The 14,477-nt window shown below is 68.7% G+C and carries 11 protein-coding genes; 5 read left to right on the top strand and 6 right to left on the bottom strand.

Translation table 11 applies throughout. The annotated features are described in order from the left end of the window. The first annotated feature begins 4 nt into the window (after nucleotides 1–4). Complete coding sequence (locus QU663_RS06830; protein ID WP_009059498.1) at nucleotides 5–826, top strand: spermidine synthase; 822 nt, start codon at nucleotides 5–7, stop codon at nucleotides 824–826. Between the two features lie 75 nt (nucleotides 827–901). Here QU663_RS06830 and QU663_RS06835 read toward each other — a convergent pair whose 3' ends face one another. Next, nucleotides 902–1,978 carry a PAC2 family protein gene (locus QU663_RS06835; RefSeq protein WP_021612577.1) on the bottom strand — a complete coding sequence of 359 codons (1,077 nt, stop codon included), beginning with the start codon at nucleotides 1,976–1,978 and terminating at the stop codon, nucleotides 902–904. A 179-nt stretch (nucleotides 1,979–2,157) separates the two neighbouring features. Here QU663_RS06835 and QU663_RS06840 point away from each other — a divergent pair, with 179 nt between their 5' ends. From QU663_RS06840 to QU663_RS06850, 3 genes are all read left to right on the top strand, one after another. Next, nucleotides 2,158–4,431 carry an AAA family ATPase gene (locus QU663_RS06840; RefSeq protein WP_296491245.1) on the top strand — a complete coding sequence of 758 codons (2,274 nt, stop codon included), beginning with the start codon at nucleotides 2,158–2,160 and terminating at the stop codon, nucleotides 4,429–4,431. A 60-nt stretch (nucleotides 4,432–4,491) separates the two neighbouring features. After that, the gene (gene serA / locus QU663_RS06845) at nucleotides 4,492–5,697 is read left to right on the top strand and encodes a phosphoglycerate dehydrogenase (protein ID WP_021610774.1); all 1,206 of its coding nucleotides are present in this window, start codon (nucleotides 4,492–4,494) and stop codon (nucleotides 5,695–5,697) included. 86 nt (nucleotides 5,698–5,783) lie between these two features. Then, nucleotides 5,784–7,784, top strand: a complete 2,001-nt coding sequence (locus tag QU663_RS06850) for a long-chain-fatty-acid--CoA ligase (RefSeq protein WP_021610773.1) — start codon at nucleotides 5,784–5,786, stop codon at nucleotides 7,782–7,784. 50 nt (nucleotides 7,785–7,834) lie between these two features. On the opposite strand, the gene nrdR is transcribed toward QU663_RS06850, so the two are convergent. Both nrdR and QU663_RS06860 read right to left on the bottom strand, forming a co-directional pair. Continuing rightward, complete coding sequence (gene nrdR, locus QU663_RS06855) at nucleotides 7,835–8,407, bottom strand: transcriptional regulator NrdR (RefSeq protein WP_021610772.1); 573 nt, start codon at nucleotides 8,405–8,407, stop codon at nucleotides 7,835–7,837. A gap of 56 nt (nucleotides 8,408–8,463) precedes the next feature. After that, nucleotides 8,464–8,928 (bottom strand): peptidoglycan-binding protein LysM, encoded by a 465-nt coding sequence (locus QU663_RS06860; protein ID WP_034480148.1) that lies wholly within the window; start codon nucleotides 8,926–8,928, stop codon nucleotides 8,464–8,466. Between the two features lie 187 nt (nucleotides 8,929–9,115). Between QU663_RS06860 and lexA the strand changes: the two genes are divergently transcribed. Beyond that, nucleotides 9,116–9,790, top strand: coding sequence for a transcriptional repressor LexA (gene lexA / locus QU663_RS06865; RefSeq protein ID WP_009057022.1), 675 nt, complete (start codon nucleotides 9,116–9,118; stop codon nucleotides 9,788–9,790). Nucleotides 9,791–9,857: 67 nt separating this feature from the next. On the opposite strand, the gene QU663_RS06870 is transcribed toward lexA, so the two are convergent. From QU663_RS06870 to hflX, 3 genes are all read right to left on the bottom strand, one after another. Beyond that, the gene (locus tag QU663_RS06870; protein WP_034480144.1) at nucleotides 9,858–10,847 is read right to left on the bottom strand and encodes an L-lactate dehydrogenase; all 990 of its coding nucleotides are present in this window, start codon (nucleotides 10,845–10,847) and stop codon (nucleotides 9,858–9,860) included. 102 nt (nucleotides 10,848–10,949) lie between these two features. After that, nucleotides 10,950–12,890: an ATP-dependent DNA helicase gene (locus tag QU663_RS06875; RefSeq protein ID WP_021610769.1), complete on the bottom strand. Its 1,941-nt coding sequence runs from the start codon at nucleotides 12,888–12,890 to the stop codon at nucleotides 10,950–10,952. After that, nucleotides 12,887–14,410 carry a GTPase HflX gene (gene hflX, locus QU663_RS06880; protein WP_021610768.1) on the bottom strand — a complete coding sequence of 508 codons (1,524 nt, stop codon included), beginning with the start codon at nucleotides 14,408–14,410 and terminating at the stop codon, nucleotides 12,887–12,889. The genes QU663_RS06875 and hflX overlap by 4 nt, the downstream gene beginning before the upstream one ends. Between the last annotated feature and the right edge of the window lie 67 nt (nucleotides 14,411–14,477).

Consider the following 14,477-nt stretch of genomic DNA (forward strand, 5'->3'; position numbering starts at 1 on the left):
AACCATGGCACGCTCATCTTCGTCACGCGACATCTCCTTCGAGACGGATTTCGGCTCCGCGCGCATACGATGGGATGGTCCGCGCGCCACGCTCTTCCTCGATGGAGTGGAGTCCTCGGCGGTGGACACCTCTGACCCGACCTACCTGGAGTTTGAGTACATGCAGCATATGAGCGCGGTCGTGGCCGCATCGCGGGGCGAGGGGGATCGATTTCGCGCGCTGCATGTGGGTGGCGCCGCGTGCGCGCTGGCGTGCGCGTGGTCGGCGCGGTATCCCCAGTCTCGGCACGTGGCCGTGGAGGTGGACGGGGCGCTGGCCGCGCAGGTGCGCGAGCATTTTCCGATTCCCAAGGCCCCGCAGGTCAAGATTCGCGTGGGGGATGGCCGCGCGGTCCTGGACGCGGCCCGCGAGGGGGCTTTCGACGTGATTGTGCGTGACGCCTTCGCTGCGGGCGTGACGCCGGGGCACCTGCGCACGCTCGAGTGTGCCCGCCAGGCACGCCGCGCTCTCGCCCCCTCGGGCGTCTATCTGGTCAATTGCGCGCACGGGGGCGAGGCCAACGCCCGCCAGGACGTGGCGGCGCTGCAGGAGGTCTTCCCCTTCGTGGCGTCCATTCAGGATCCGAAGGTGGGGCGAAGTGGGCGCCGCGGCAACGTGGTGGCCGTCGCCTGCAATCAGGGCGTCGTCGACGCGGACGAGATCGATCGCGCTCTTCGCACGCTCGCACTTCCGGCGCGCATCACGCGGCCGAGGGAGCTGACGCGCTGGGTGGCGGGGTGCCCGCCCCTGACGGATGAGCAGGTCGGCTATCCCCCGTCGCATTGACGAGGCCTGCCCTCCGTCTCGCTCCCGTTCGACGCCGGGCGGGCGCTCCCAGACGAGGCCGGGCGTGCGCCGCGCTCAGGCGCGGTGGCGCGGTGCGGAGGGCCCGGGCTCTTGGCCGTTGCGGCGCGCCTCGACGCGGGCGAGCACGTCTTCGAGGGTGTCGGGCTTGGGGGGTTCCTCGGGGTTATCGACGCGAGGGGCGCGCTGGACGGACTGGATTTCCTCGTCCTTGGCGCGCGAGACCTGCGCGAGGTAGGCCTCGATGACGTCGCCAATATCCTTGGTGGCCTTCTCTTCTCCGCGCGCGGCAGGCGGCTGGCCCATGCCGGGCAGGGGAATAGCCCCATCCCCACCGCTCCACGCGTCGAAGTGCTCTTCGAGGGCGCTCACGGTGTGGGCGATCTCGGGGTTGTTCTCGACGAGCTTCTCGATGTTCTCCTGGTCTTGGGCGGCGCCCTGTTCGAGGTCGCCGACGGGCAGGGACAGGTCCGCGAACTTCGCGAAGGAGGTGAGCAGCGCCGAGGATGCGGCCGGGTAGCCGGTGTCGGCCATGTAGAACGGGACGGCACCCAGCAGCGCCAGCCCGCCCATGCCTCGTTGCCCCATGCGGATCTGCACGAAGGTCGACAGGGGCGCAGGGAACTGCATGTGGTTCGCGATCGTGGCCCCACCCGCGGGCAGCAGGGAGGCGTCGGTCGCCTGCACGTGCACGGGGGTCGGGCGCGTATGGGGGACGCCGGAGGGAACGCCGTGCAACGAGAAGGTGATCTCGACGCCCGCGCGCTCGCAGATGCCGCTGATCGCGTTGGTGAAAGACTCCCAGTGGGCGTCCGGTTCCGCGCCATGCAGGACCAGGATCGGGTTACCCATATCGTCCTCGACCAGGTCGAGAACGGTCTGGGGCATCACCATGTCCGGGGAGGACACCCAGTCCTCGACGGTGATAATCGGCCGGTGGGATCGGTAGTCCACGAGCGCGTCGGCGTCAAAGGTCGCGACGCGCTCGTTGTGCAGCGAGCGCAGCATCTGCCCGATGGCCATGCGCCCGGCCCCACCGGCGTCGATCGCCCCGTCGAAGTGGATGAGGAGGATCTTGGCCTTTGCGCCCGCGGCGGGGCCATCCTCGTAAAGGTCGGTCGCGTTGATGCTCACGTCTCCTCCTCATGCTCGATCTTCTTCGTCGTGTCTAACGTACCCGCGAGGCACCCGCCGCGTCACCCGGGAACGCCATTTGAGCTTGGGGCGAAGCGCGCGAGTCGAATTGCGGCTGTTCACAGCGCAGCGACGAAAAGTGAGGGACAATAGAAGGCCACCAAAATCGAGGAGGACCCATGACCACGGGCGCGCAGCAGCACTCACTCACGGATCTTCCGTTGCCCGAACAGGAGTTTGTCGACAGCGCGTACGCGCGCCTGGATGCCCTGCGCGCCTCCTACCGCGAGCGCCAGGGACGCATTCACTCGACCCATGGTGTCGGCAACGCGCAGGCGTGGACGGAGCGCGAGGCTCTCTCGGCGCACTTGGGTGAGATGGCCGCGCGCCTGGAGGGCGTGGAGGAGCGCCTGGTGTTCGGCCGCCTCGACATGGTGGATTCGTCGACGCGTCACGTCGGGCGCCTGTCACTGTCCCATGATGACGGGACTCCCCTGCTCGTCGACTGGCGTGCCCCAGCTGCGCGTCCCTTCTATCAGGCGACGTCGGCCAAGCCGGAGGGGGTCGTGCGTCGCCGCCACATTTCGACGCGTGATCGGCGCGTGACGGGGCTGGAGGACGAGCTGCTCGATGCCTCGGCCGCGCACGGCCTGGAGCTGCAGGGCGAGGGCGCGCTCATGCATGCGCTCAGCGAGGCGCGCGACGGTCGCATGGGTGACATCGTCGCCACGATCCAGTCCGAGCAGGATCGCATCATCCGCGCCTCTGACAAGGGTCTCCTGGTCGTCCAGGGCGGGCCGGGCACCGGCAAGACAGCGGTCGCCCTGCACCGCATTGCGTATCTCCTGTACGCCCACCGCGAGCGCCTGGAGCGCTCGGGCGTGCTGCTCGTTGGTCCTTCTCGCTTGTTTTTGCGCTACATCGAGCAGGTCCTGCCGTCCCTGGGCGAGACGGGCGTCGTGTCGGTGACGGTGGGCGACCTGGTTCCGGGCGTGCATGCCCGGGCCAGCGAGGACGAGGCCGTGGCTCGGATCAAGGGGCTCCCGGCGTGGGCGGCAATCGTCAAGGAGGCGGTGCGCGCGCTCGCGAAGCTCCCCCGGGAGGATCAGGAGCTGCGCGTGTGGAACCGGACGGTGACGTTGACGCGCGCGGACGTGGAGGGCGCCCGGAGGCGCGCCAAGCGTTCGGGGCGGCCGCACAACGTGGCGCGGGAGTCTTTCGCGCGCGAGCTCATGGACGTGCTGGCGCTGCGCCTGGCGCGCGAGGCTGGGGATGCGGATTCCGAGGGCGGCGTCGATCCGGAGGTGAAGCGCTCGTGGCTCATCGAGATTCGCGACTCCATCGATTGTCGTCGTGCGATCAACACGGCGTGGATGCCGACGAGCGCGCAGACGCTGCTGCGCAGGCTCTATGCCCGTCCCGAGGTGCTGGCGGCGGCCAACAGGCGCGCCAAGTCTCCCTTGCGCCCCGACGAGCTGGCGCTCCTCGTGAGGCCGCGATCCGCGCTCTGGACGGTGTCGGATGTGCCGATCCTGGACGAGTGCGAGGAGCTGCTGGGGCCCATGCCCTCCTCCTCGGCTCCCTCCCAGGAAATGGATCCGGCAGAGCTTGAGCGGGCGCGCGCAGCCATCGAGGGACAGAACCTGGGCGGGGGCATCGTCACCGCCCAGATGCTCGCCGAGCACAGCGCCGCGCAGGAGTCGTGGGCTCCCCTGTCTGAGCGCGCAGCCAAGGACCGCACGTGGGCCTACGGCCACATCGTCGTCGACGAGGCACAGGAGCTGTCCCCCATGGCCTGGCGCGCCCTGCTGCGCCGCTGTCCCTCGCGTTCCTTCACGGTCGTCGGCGACCTCGACCAGCGCCGGGGCTCCACGCGGCCCCCCTCGTGGGAGAAGGCTCTGGGGCCGGCTGCTCGCGCCTTCGCGGCCGAGTACGCGCTGACCGTGTCCTACCGCACGCCCGCGACCCTCACCTCGCTTGCCGAGGGCGTGGTGGCGCGCGCAGGATCACCCGTCCTCTACCCGATGACCGCCGTTCGCGACGTCGAGGGCTGCTACCGCGTGACTCACGCGGACGCGCCCGAGGAGGCCCCGGCCTCGTCGCGCCGCGACAGCCCCCTGTGGCGCGCCGTCGTCGATGCCCAGCGCGAGGCCGAGCAGCGCCTTGATCGCGAGGCCGGTGCCTCGCGCGGGCGCATCGCCATCATCGTCGGCGCGCAGCGCGCCCGGGCGTGGGGCGCCGACGTCGACGGCGAGACCGCCCTGTCCGAGCGCGTCGCCCTCCTGTCCGCCAACGCCTCCAAGGGGCTCGAGTTCGACTCCGTCATCCTGGTGGAGCCCGGCGAGATCATGAGCGATGGGACCGGCGACCTCTTCGTTGCGCTCACGCGCGCCACCCACGACGTCCACGTCGTGCACGCCGGCCCCCTGCCCGCCGGCATGGAAGAGTGGTAGCGAGTGACCACACAGTGAGGACCCCACGCTGGTCACCCTCTCATCTGCCATGATGGAACCATGACACGCGCACTGCTTCTGGAAAACCCGCACCCCATCGCCGACGACATCTTCGCGAAGTTCGGTATCGAGGTCACCCGCGTCACAGGCGCCCTGTCCGAGGACGACCTGATCACGGCCCTCGACGGCGTGGACTACCTGGGGCTTCGTTCCAAGACGGAGGTCACTGAGCGGGTCCTGCGCGCGCGCCCAAACCTGAAGGCCATCGGGGCCTTTTGCATCGGCACCAACCAGATCGACCTGGCCACCGCCACTGACATGGGTGTGGCCGTCTTCAACGCCCCCTACTCCAACACGCGTTCCGTCGTCGAGCTCGCCATCGGCGAGATCATCGACCTGTCGCGCCGCGTGACCGTGAAGAACTCGCGCCTGCACCGCGGCGTGTGGGATAAGAGCTCCGACGGCGCCCACGAGGTGCGCGGGCACACACTCGGTATCATCGGCTACGGCAACATCGGCACCCAGCTGTCCGTCCTGGCCGAAGCCATGGGCCTCAACGTCATCTTCTACGACGCCGCCGAGCGCCTCGCCCTGGGCAACGCCACGCAGATGCCCACGATGGAAGCTGTCCTGCGCGAAGCGGACGTCATCTCCGTGCACGTCGACGGCCAGGAGTCCAACACGAACCTGATCGGCCGCACCGAGTTCGAACTCATGAAGCCGGGCACCCTGTTCATCAACCTCTCGCGCGGACACGTCGTCGACGTGGAGGCCCTGCACGCCGCGCTCGTGTCCGGACACCTCGGCGGCGCGGCCATCGACGTGTTCCCCGAGGAGCCGCGCGCCAACGGAGACCCCTTCTCCTCTCCCCTGGCCACCCTCGACAACGTCATCCTCACCCCCCACATCGGCGGCTCCACGGAGGAGGCGCAGTACGACATCGGCCGTTTCGTCGCCGCCAAGATCGGCGAATACCAGGCCAGCGGTTCCACGGACATGAGCGTGAACCTGCCGAACCTGACGATGAACGTCGGCAAGCGTTCGCGCTACCGCATCCGCCTCATTCACCGCAACGTCCCCGGCGTCATGGCCCGCGTCAACCAGATCTTCGCTGCCTCCGAAGCGAACGTCGACGCGCAGATCCTGGCCACCGTCGACGAGGTCGGCTACGTGCTCACCGACATCTCCGCGGGCCTTGGCCGCGAGGCGCTCGAGGAGCTCACGCACCTGCCCGAGACGGTCCGACTGATCGCGACTCCACTGTAAGACTGTCGCCTTCGTCGCGTTCCCAGCTGGTCAAACGGGACCGTAACTTACGGTATCGTAGGGGAAGCATCCCCAAAGGAGGACAGATGGACCTGACGTCGAAGCTACGCGCGCTCTACGCGCCCGGAGTTGCCTACGAGATCGCCACCCCCACCCAGCCGATCCCCGAGATGGTCCTGGAGGTCGCCTCCCGTTACCCGGGGCGCGCCGCCATCGACTTTTTCGCGCGCCAGCTCACCTACGCCGAGCTGGCCGAACAGATGCGTCGCTGCGCGGGCGCACTCCATCAGGCGGGCGTGCGCCCCGGCGACCGCGTCGCCCTCGTCATGCCCAACTGCCCACAGCACGCGGTCGCGGTCCTCGGAACGATGCTACTCGGCGCCATCGTCGTCGAACACAACCCGCTCGCACCCTCCGGCGAGCTGCAGGGCGAATATGAGCGCCACGGCGCACGCGTCACCATCGCCTGGTCGAAGACCCTGGAGAAACTGACGTTCCTCGGGCGCGGGCACACCACCTTCTCCATGGACCTGACGACGGCGCTTCCCACGGCCTCGAGAATGGCGCTCAAGCTCCCCTTGAAGGCGGCGCGTGCCAAGCGCGAACAGCTCGCGAGCCCGCGTCCCGCCTGGGCTCGCTCCTGGTCGCGGGCAATGCGTACCGCGACGCCCTGGGACGGGCAGTGCCCCTCCTCCATGGACGACGTCGCCCTGCTCATCCACACGGGCGGCACGACGGGCGTGCCCAAGGCGGCGGCTCTCACGCACGCCAACCTGCGCGCCAACGTCGAGGAGTCCATCGCGTGGGTGCCGGTCCTGCACGAGGGTGCCGAGGTCTTCTACTGCATCCTGCCCCTCTTCCACGCCTTCGGCTTCACGATCGGTTTCCTGGCGGGCCTGCGCCTGGGGGCGACCGTCGCCATGTTCCCGAAGTTCGACACCGCCCTGGTCCTGGCCGCCCAGCGCCGACTCCCCTGCACGTTCTTCCTGGGCGTGCCCCCCATGTACGAGCGCCTGCTGGCGGCAGCCGAGGGCACGGACGTGGACCTGTCCTCCATCCACTTCTCCCTGTCGGGCGCGATGCCCCTGTCGGCGCCTCTGGCCCACAAATGGGAGGAGGCGACCGGCGGCCTCATGATCGAAGGCTACGGCATGACCGAGGCATCCCCGATTCTCCTCGGTTCCCCCCTGGCCTCCTCGCGGGCGCGCGGGGCGCTGGGTATTCCCTTCCCCTCCACGCAGGTGCGCATCGTCGACCCCGAGGACCCCGCGCGCGACGTCGAGGACGGCGCGGTCGGCGAGCTCATCGCAACCGGCCCGCAGGTTTTCTCCGGGTACTGGAATCAGGACGAGGAGACCGCGGAGGTGTTCACCGCCGACGGCTGGCTGCGCACGGGCGACCTGGTCCAGGTGCGCGACGGCTTTATCTACATGGCGGACCGACGCAAGGAGATGATCAACTCCTCCGGCTTCAACGTCTATCCCTCTCAGGTCGAAGATGCGGTGCGCACGATGCCCGGCATCCTCGACGTGGCTGCCGTGGGGGTCCCCGCCGGCGAGAGCGGCGAGGATGTCGTCGCCGCCGTCGTGCTCGAGGCCGGCGCGTCGGTCACGCTCACGGACCTGCGCAACTGGGCGGAAAAGTCTTTAGCGCACTACGCCCTGCCCCGTCAGGTCGTCGTCATGAGCGAGCTGCCGCGCTCCCAGCTGGGCAAGGTCATGCGAAAGAAGGTGCGCGAGCAGATCGTGGGCGCGCGCGGGGCGACCTCCGAGGCCGTGGCCGGGGCACGCGAAGCCGTGGCCGAGGCCGTGGCCGGGGCGCGAGATTCCGTCTCCGCTGCACGCGAGTCCATGTCGGAGCGCATTGCGGACGCGCGCGAGTCCATGTCCGAGGCCGTGGCGGACGCGCGCGGAGCTGCCTCCGAGGCGGCGGCCGGCGCCCGCGAGGCCGTGGCCGGGGCCCGCGAGTCCATGTCGGAGAAGGTTGCGGAGGCGCGTGAAGCGGCCTCAGAGGTCACCAGCGAGGCGAGCGCCGCCATGCGCAGGCTGACGTCGGGAGGCCATGGCACAGACGAGGAGCGCCACTAGGAGCCGTTCTCCCTCCCCACCGAGACGCCCGCATCGCTTCGATGCGGGCGTTACTCGTCTCCGAGGAGGGTCGGCCCGGCCGCGCGCTTGCGACTCGCGCGCGTCTTGCGGGGCTTCTTGGTAGGCGCGGAAGCGCTGACGGGCTCCTCACCCACCTCATCGGGTGCCACTGGGGTCTGCAAGCGCTCACGCAACGCCTGGATCGCGTCCTCGAAATCCTCGAGGGTGTCGAAGGCACGATAGACGGATGCAAAGCGCAGGTAGGCGATGACGTCCAGGTCACGCAGGAAGGGCAGGATGGCCTTTCCCACCTCGTTGGTCGACACGTTGGACACGCCGGTGGAGCGCAGTTTCTCCTCGACTTGCTGGGCGAGGATGGCGAGCTGATCGTCGGAGACGGGCCTGCCCTGGCAGGCTTTTTTCACGCCGGAGACGACCTTGTTGCGCGAGAAGGATTCGACGACTCCGGAGCGCTTGACGACCTGGAACGACGACGTCTCCAGGGTCGTAAAGCGTTTCTTGCAGTGCGTGCACTCGCGACGGCGCCGAATCGAGGCGCCGTCATCCGCGATGCGCGTATCGACGACGCGCGAATCAGGGTTATGGCAGAAAGGGCAGTGCACCCTTCAACGGTACACGCTCAGACACTGACCTGTCACAGGAGTCCCACCTGTCACCGTTACCGGACGGGCACGACGACGCGCTGACCCGGCTGCAGGGCCCCGCTCAGATCGTTAAGACGTTCGATATCCGAGACGATTTCCTCGAGGGGACGTTCGCTCTTCACCCCCTGTGCGAGCGACCAGACCGAGTCGCCGCTGACGGCCGCCTTCACGACCGTCGGCCCGTCGTACACCGCGGGCTGGAGGGCCAGACCGAGGGCACCGGCGCCGATCGACAGCACGAGCGTTGCGAGAGTCCCGACGACGATCCCGCGCCGGGAGGAGCGAACCGAACGACGAGGCACGGCCGGAACCCGCAGGAACGACGGATCATCACCGCGCTGCGCCTCCACGCGGCGACGCGCAGACGGGGCCGAGGAAATGTCGCGAACAGTGGCCAGGGGCGCATCCTGCGCCACCCGCATCGGCGAGCGGCGCGCCGGGAACGAGACGGCAGGCTTGGTAGCGAAGGAAACACTCATGACGACCTCCAGAGAAACGATATCGAACACATGTTCGTCGAACACCTGTACGATAGCATGGCGAGAAACAAATGTCGAGGCACACTCGAACATATGTTTCATTTCCCGCCAATTCGGCTTAAACTTGACGTAACCAGTGGACGACCACCCATGCACATCTGCGTCCATCAACCACGGAGGAGCACCCATGACCGAGCGTTCGATCAGCGATCGGCACCGCGCGATTCTGCGAGTTATCAACGAAAAACTCGATTCGAGCGGCTTCCCTCCCTCTGTGCGCGAGATCGCATCCGCGGTCGGCTTGGCGTCCCCCTCCACCGTCAAACACCACCTCGACGCACTCGAGGCGCAGGGCTACCTCGCCCGCGAACCAGGTCTGCCGCGCGCCCTCGACCTGACCGACAAGGCGCGCAGTGAGCTCGGCATCGAGGCGCCCGCTCCCTCCCCCATCGTCCGCATCGAAATCCCCGTCTCCCACGTGGAGGAAGAGGGCACGGCGATCCCACTCGTCGGCCGCATCGCGGCGGGCTCGCCCATCACAGCTGAGCAGCACGTCGAGGACGTGTTCCATCTGCCCACCTCCATGACGGGGCACGGAGACCTCTTCATGCTCGAGGTCAGCGGACAGTCCATGATCAATGCCGGAATCTTCGACGGAGACTACGTCGTCATCCGCTCCCAAAACGATGCGCGCAACGGAGAATTCGTGGCCGCCATGATCGATGGCGAGGCCACCGTCAAGGAACTCTCCATCACGGGCGGACACGTGTGGCTCCTGCCCCACAACCCTGACTACTCCCCCATTCCCGGCGACGAAGCCACCATCCTCGGCAAGGTCGTCACCGTCATCCGCTCCCTCTGACTCCCCATTCATACTAATGGCGCCGACCCCAGCCGGGGTCGGCGCCATTAGCGAAGGCGTGACAGGCTCAGAAGCCCAGGTCGCGGGCCACCTGACGCAGGCGCTCGGCCGAAGCGGTCAGGCCGTCACGCTCGTTGAGGGTCAGCGGCGGGTTCAGAACGCGTCCCGCGCCGTCGCGTCCGACGATCGTCGGGGCGGCCATGACGACGTCCGAGATGCCCTCCCAATCCTCGAGCAGCGTCGAGATGGTCAGGACGCGCTGCTCGTCGCGCAGGACCGCGCCCGCGATGTTCGCAGCGGACAGGCCGATCGCGTAGTTCGTCGCACCCTTGCCCTCGATGATCTTGTAGGCGGACTGGACGACCTCCTGCGCAATGGAGTTACGCAGGGCCGAGTCGAAGACGCCGCCGCTCAGCGTCGGTCCCCACTGCGACAGGGGCACGTTGCCGATCTCTGCGCTGGACCACAGGGCGACCTCGGAGTCGCCGTGCTCGCCGGCCACGTAGGCGTGAATGTTCTGCGTGGCCACGCCGGTCTCGCGCGAGACGAGGTAGCGCAGACGGGAGGTGTCGAGCACCGTGCCCGAGCCGAAGACCTGGTTGCGGGGCATGCCCGTGAGCTTGAGCGCCACGTAGGTGACGACGTCGACCGGGTTGGTCACGAACATGAATCGAGCGTCGGGCGCCACGTTCTGAAGGTTCGGGACGATCTTCTTCATGAGGTTGACCGTCGAGCCGGCCAGCTCCAGGCGGGACTGGCCGGGCTGCTGCTTCGCGCCAGCCGTGATGATGATGAGGTCGGAACCGCGCACGATCTCGACGTCGTCGGAACCCTCAATCGAACCGGCGGGGGTGAACTGGATGCCGTGCGCCATGTCGAGGGCCTCGGCCTCGACCTTCGGCTTGTTGATGTCTTGGAGGACGATCGAGCGAGCATCGCCACGCATCGCACACGCATACGCGACGGCGGTACCAACGGCGCCAGCACCGATGATGGCGATCTTTGAGGGACGTCCAGAGGACTTCGAGGGGTACAGGGTCTGCGCTTTGTTTTCCACGTGTCTCTCCTAGTGTGAGCAGGCGCTTCCATTGCTGCAGGTCGTGGGAGGCCTAATGGTTAATTTACACGACTTTTCACGTGTGCGAAACCACTCTTTCACCTACTGAACGCCCTCGCCGTTCAAACGCCTCAAGGCCCCCCGAACGACCTGCGGATCCGTGGTCGGCCACATGGCGGGCAGGGACCGCATAATGAAGGCCCCGTAACGCTTGGTCACCACGCGCGGGTCGAGGATCGCGACGACGCCGCGGTCGCTCGTCGAGCGCAGGAGACGTCCCGTCCCCTGGGCCATCATGAGGGCCGCATGCGTGAGAGAGACGGACATGAAGCCGTTTCCTCCCCGGCGTTCGACGTCCATCGACCGGGCGCGCGAGACCGGGTCATCCGGGCGCGGGAATGGGATCTTGTCGATGACGACCAGGCGACACGCCTCCCCAGCCACGTCCACGCCCTGCCACAGGGACATCGTGCCAACCAGACACGAGTCGCGTTCGTCCCGGAAACGCCGGATCAGCTGCGCGAGCGTCTCCTCCCCCTGGAGGTAGACCGTCAGGTCGGTACGCTCACGCAGAGCCTGCGCCCCGGCCTGAGCCCCCCTGCGTGAGGCGAAGAGCGCGAGGACCCCGCCCCCCGAGGCCTCGGCGAGTTCCACGAGCTCATCCAGCAGTTGCTCGGAGGGACCATCGCGCCCGGGCAGGGGCAGGTGGGTGGCCACGTAACGGATACCCTGGCGGGCATGGTCGAAGGGAGAGCCCACATCAATGCCGTGCCAAGGCACGCCCGTCACGGCCATCCCGGTGGCGGCGGCCATGACGTCGAAGTTGCCGCCGAGGGCAAGGGTCGCCGAGGTCAGGATCGCGCCTCGCTCGCCGATACCGACCCCGCCGATCGCCCCCGACACGTCGAGGGGGCCCACCGTCAGGCGGGCGTTGTCGGACTCATCCTTCGTGATGTAGGCGATCGACTGATCGGGGTCGCGTCCCCACGCGTCAAGAGCGCCGATCAGCTCGTCGATGGCCGCGCGGGCGAGGAGCTTCGCGGCGGGCTCGCCCTGGGCGTCGGACACCTCATGGCTGGCGCGCCGGGCCGCGCCATCCAGCACGACCATCGCATCCACGAGCGCGCCCGGCCGATACTCCAGGAGCCCCTCCTCCAGGGGTGCCATTGCCGCGCCCAGGCCCGCCCCGGCCTCGTCCAAGTCGGTGGAATCGATCGAGAGATTCGAGCGCAGGGAGCGCGCCACGCGGCTCACGCGCGCCACCGTCAGGTCGGCTGCCGCCTGGGAGCGCACGCGGTCGGCCAACTCGTGGGCCTCGTCGATGACGACGGCATCGTACTCGCCGAAAAGCTCGCCCTCCCCGCACGCGTTGATACCGAACAGGGAGTGGTTCGTGACGACAACGTCCGCGTCCGCGGCTTCCACGCGAGCCGCCTGCGCGAAGCACTCGTCAACAAGCGGGCAGTGCTTGCCCAGGCACTCGGGCTTCGCAACCGACGCGTGGTGCCAGGCGCGATCCGAAACGCCCGGAACCAGGTCGTCGCGGTCCCCCGTCGTGGTCTCGCTGATCCACTCGCGGATGCGCAGGATTTCCTTGCCGAGCTCGCCCGTCGGGCCGGCTCCGATGTCCCGGTCTTCGAACAGGGTGCCCTCCGTGGGGTACCCGCCGTCCAGCTTGTGCATGCAGGCGTAGTTCGACCAGCCCTTGAGTACCGCGACCTTCAGGCGCGCGCCCGTCGCCGAGGCGACCGCGTCGACGGCCACCGGCGCATCCTTGACGAGGATCTGGCGCTGCAGCGCAAGCGTCGCCGTCGAGACGAGCCCGCGCACACCGCTCACCGCGCAGTGCGTCAGCAGGGGCACCAGGTAGCCCAGTGACTTGCCCGTGCCCGTACCCGCCTGCACCAACAGGTGCTCGCGGGCCTCCAGCGCGGCGGCCCCCTCGGCGACCATCGATGCCTGCCCCTCACGCGCGGACCCGCCCATCGAGGTGACGACCGCGTCGAGGACGCGCCCCGAGGCCTCGACCAGGTCCTCGCTCACTGCCCGCTCACCGCCGCCTCACCCACGGTGCCACCCACCGCCGCGCGGGCGATGACGGCCGCCAGCGCCTCGTCGACGCGGGCCACGATGCGAGTTCCAGCGTCCACGTATTCCTCACGCTCCACCTCGCCCTCCTCGTGGATCCTGTGCACGAGGGAACCCGCCGAGTACGGCAGGATCGCGTCGACGGCGACCCGAGGCCGGGGCAGCATATCCTCGAGCGCGACGCGCAGCGCGTCCACACCCCACCCGGTGTGGGCGCTCAGGGGAACAGCGCGGGGGAACACCGTGCGCAGCAGCGCGATCTGCTCGGGCGAGGCCAGGTCGGCCTTGTTCAGGGCGATCAACTCGGGGATGTCCGAGGCCCCCTCGATCGTATCGATGACGGCGCGCACGGCCTGGACCTGCGAGACAGGGTCCGGGTGGGCTGCATCCACAACGTGCAAGATGACGTCGGCCTGGCCCACTTCCTCCAGCGTGGAGCGGAAGGCCTCGACCAGCTGGGTGGGCAGGTTGCGAACGAAGCCGACCGTGTCAGTGAGCGTGTACTCGCGCCCGTCGGCGGCGCGGGCCCGCCGCACGGTCGGGTCGAGGGTGGCGAACAGCGCGTCCTGGACGAGCACCCCCGCGTCCGTCAGGCGATTGAGGAGCGTCGACTTGCCGGCGTTCGTATACCCGGCGATCGCCACCGACGGCACGCCCCCGCGCCGACGCGCGTTGCGCTGCGTGCGCCGGGCGGGTTCCATGCGCGCGATGTCCGCGCGCAGCTTCGCCATGCGCGTGCGGATGCGGCGACGATCCAGCTCGATCTTGGTCTCACCCGGGCCCCTGGAACCGATACCCGCGCCGCCCGCGACGCGGCCGCCGGCCTGACGAGACATCGACTCGCCCCAGCCGCGCAGACGCGGAAGCAGATACTCCAGCTGGGCGAGCTCCACCTGCGCCTTGCCCTCACGGGACTTGGCGTGCTGAGCGAAAATGTCGAGGATCAGCGCCGTGCGGTCGACGACCTTGGCGTCGACGACGTCCTCCAGCCCGCGGCGCTGGGAGGGCGCCAGCTCCTCGTCGACGATGACGGTGTCGGCCTCCACGGCGCGCACGATGTCAGCCAGCTCGCGAGCCTTACCCGACCCCAGGTAGGTCGCGGGGTCCGGCTTCATACGGCGCTGGATGATGCCGTCGAGCACGCGCGAACCCGCGGTCTCCGCCAGCGCGGCGAGCTCGCGCAGCGAGTTCTCCGCCTCCTCCTCGCTCTGCGTGGTGCGCAGGCCCACGAGGACGACCTTTTCGAGTCGCACCTGGCGGTATTCGACCTCGGAGATGTCCTCACGGTCGGAGGCACCCGTGTCGACGCGGCGCGTTCCCGCGCGGGCCTCGCGTTCGAGCGCACCGGCATCCCCCGAATTGTCCTGCCCCGCGGTCGATGCGAGCGCAGTTCCCGAGCGCGCGAGGATGCGCGCGACGACGTCGTTGACGCGCTGGTCGCGTTCCGCGGTCGAATCGGTGGGGGTCGTGTCCATGTCCGTCCTTCACGTGGGGGGCTTCCAGTGTCGCACGCGCCGCCCCCATCTGCGTCTGCGCGCGCGG

The sequence above is a fragment of the Schaalia sp. HMT-172 genome, from assembly GCF_030644365.1.
Lineage (GTDB): Bacteria > Actinomycetota > Actinomycetes > Actinomycetales > Actinomycetaceae > Pauljensenia.

Coding starts and splice junctions, on each gene's coding strand:
- QU663_RS06840 (WP_296491245.1), top strand. CDS start 2,158: ATGACCACGGGCGCGCAGCAGCACTCACTCACGGATCTTCCGTTGCCC.
- hflX (WP_021610768.1), bottom strand. CDS start 14,410: ATGGACACGACCCCCACCGATTCGACCGCGGAACGCGACCAGCGCGTC.
- QU663_RS06860 (WP_034480148.1), bottom strand. CDS start 8,928: ATGAGTGTTTCCTTCGCTACCAAGCCTGCCGTCTCGTTCCCGGCGCGC.
- QU663_RS06850 (WP_021610773.1), top strand. CDS start 5,784: ATGGACCTGACGTCGAAGCTACGCGCGCTCTACGCGCCCGGAGTTGCC.
- lexA (WP_009057022.1), top strand. CDS start 9,116: ATGACCGAGCGTTCGATCAGCGATCGGCACCGCGCGATTCTGCGAGTT.
- serA (WP_021610774.1), top strand. CDS start 4,492: ATGACACGCGCACTGCTTCTGGAAAACCCGCACCCCATCGCCGACGAC.
- QU663_RS06830 (WP_009059498.1), top strand. CDS start 5: ATGGCACGCTCATCTTCGTCACGCGACATCTCCTTCGAGACGGATTTC.